Annotated in this window: 1 protein-coding gene; it reads right to left on the bottom strand. The window is 47.6% G+C overall.

The features are described from left to right. The coding region (locus tag MiSe_RS49090) for a Calx-beta domain-containing protein (RefSeq protein ID WP_307731699.1) at positions 1-1,122 on the bottom strand (1,122 nt) is incomplete at its 3' end. Positions 1,123-1,419 lie beyond the last annotated feature (297 nt).

Here is a 1,419-nt window from a genome sequence, read left to right as displayed (position 1 = left end):
ACCGTTGTTGATGGCAATGGTGACATCGGCAGTTGGTTGTGAAGTTAGTACAATTTCGTAGGTATCTGTCGCGCCACCTTCGGTGATATTCCTGCTACTGCCGGATTGGGTAATTGTGACTCCGGCGGTATCATCGTTAGCAATTGTGCCAGTTACCTGGTTGGCAGTCGTGTCAATTTGAGCGTTGGTGGCGCTATTTAACCTGACGGTAAAAGTTTCGTTGCTTTCGACAATTGCATCGCCTTTTGCTTGAACGGCGATCGTTTGCGTGAGGGAACCGCCTGCGGTAAAAATAATGCTATTGTCGTTGTCGATATAGTCGTTATTGGCAAGAGTTGCAGTTCCGTCATCGGTGCTGTAATTGACAGTAACGTTTTGAGTTATGGCGCAAGAAAGTGTGACGGTAAAAGTGTAGTCAGTTGTACCGCTATTGCCTTCATTTTGCGTTAAGGAAGCGGGTGTGAGACTGACGGTGGGGACAGTGAGGGAAAAGTCATCGATTGCCAATCCGTGGTCAAATCCTGCATCGTTAACCTCTAGCCAACGAATCCAAAGCGTATCGCCATTTGCCCAACTGGTATTAATTGTTCCACCTCTGCCACTAACCCTACCCGCCGCGTTGCCATCTACAGTAACGCTGTTGTTGTTTACAGGGGATGTCCAGTCAAAATTGCTACCCGGTGCTGTCCAGGAAACGGCAATAAAGCTACTGCCAAAGCCATATTGCAGCACCATGTTTTGTGGTGTTGTATTCGCAGCCCGCCACTGTTCGCCGTTAAAAGATATGCTGAGAGCGGTTATAGTCGTGCCAGTATTGTTAGTGGCAGCAAAGGCGATCCAACCTGCGATCGCACCTCCTGCTGGATTACCGAAGTAAGCACCACCCGACCCAAGACCGCCCAAGGCGCGTTCTGTACTACCAATAGTTCCGTAACTATAAAAGTTTCCCGTATTTTCAGAACCATTATCTGTAAAGTAAGTTGTTAGAGCAGTGCCAGGGCTGGGCTGACTGAAAAGAAACCAGCCGGAGAGGGTTGTATCGTTTGTCCAGGTAACATTCGTACCCGTATTGGCAAGGTTATCAAAGTTTTGAGAGTAGGAACCGTTAAAGCTTACTGGCACGGGGATACCTCTTTTTCTAGTATATTTAATTACAATGCTAATTCTCTCATACAAAAAAAATATGGGAGAACTCTAATAAATAGGTGAGTATAAATAAACTGAACAAGAGGCGGGCGGGACGCCCACCCCACAAGAGAGCTAAAATTCTTGTGGGGTGGGCATTGTGCCCGCCACTACAGAGCTAAAATTCTTGTGGGGTGGGCATTGTGCCCACCACTACAGAGCTAAAATTCTTGTGGGGTGGGCATTGTGCCCACCACTACAGAGCTAAAATTCTTGTGGGGTGGGCATTGTGCC

It is taken from the genome of Microseira wollei NIES-4236 (assembly GCF_020521235.1).
Taxonomy (GTDB): Bacteria; Cyanobacteriota; Cyanobacteriia; order Cyanobacteriales; family Aerosakkonemataceae; genus Microseira; species Microseira wollei.
Note: the sequence above shows the minus strand (reverse complement) of the source record. Positions and strands in the feature narration are given on the sequence as shown.